Origin of the sequence: Streptomyces galbus, from assembly GCF_005280195.1 — a bacterium.
GTDB classification, from domain to species: Bacteria; Actinomycetota; Actinomycetes; order Streptomycetales; family Streptomycetaceae; genus Streptomyces; species Streptomyces galbus.
This window is the reverse complement of sequence record NZ_SZPR01000064.1, coordinates 784-1,244: the sequence shown is the minus strand read 5'-3', so window position 1 is coordinate 1,244 and position 461 is coordinate 784. Positions and strand designations below refer to the sequence as shown.

The following is a 461-nucleotide window of genomic DNA, read 5'->3' as shown; positions in this document are numbered from 1 at the left end:
CTGGAGGACTTCCGCTGGTTCGTGGAGCAGGCCCGCTCCCTGGACCTGGAGGTCGCCCTGGACTTCGCCCTCCAGTGCTCCCCGGACCACCCGTGGGTCTCCAAGCACCCCGAGTGGTTCCACCACCGCCCCGACGGCACCATCGCCTACGCCGAGAACCCGCCCAAGAAGTACCAGGACATCTACCCCATCGCCTTCGACCAGGACATGGACGGCCTGGTCGCGGAGACGGTGCGGGTGCTGCGGCACTGGATGGACTGCGGGGTGCGCATCTTCCGCGTGGACAACCCCCACACCAAGCCGGTGGTGTTCTGGGAGCGGGTGATCGGCGAGATCAACGCCGCCGACCCCGACGTGATCTTCCTCGCCGAGGCGTTCACCCGCCCGGCGATGATGCACACCCTGGCCCAGATCGGCTTCCAGCAGTCCTACACCTACTTCACCTGGCGCAACACCAAGGA

1 protein-coding gene is annotated in these 461 nt (G+C 67.0%); it reads left to right on the top strand.

Translation table 11 applies throughout. The features are described 5' to 3' along the window. A partial coding sequence (locus E4U92_RS35565; protein WP_479681753.1) for an alpha-amylase family protein occupies positions 1-461 on the top strand: 461 nt, incomplete at both ends.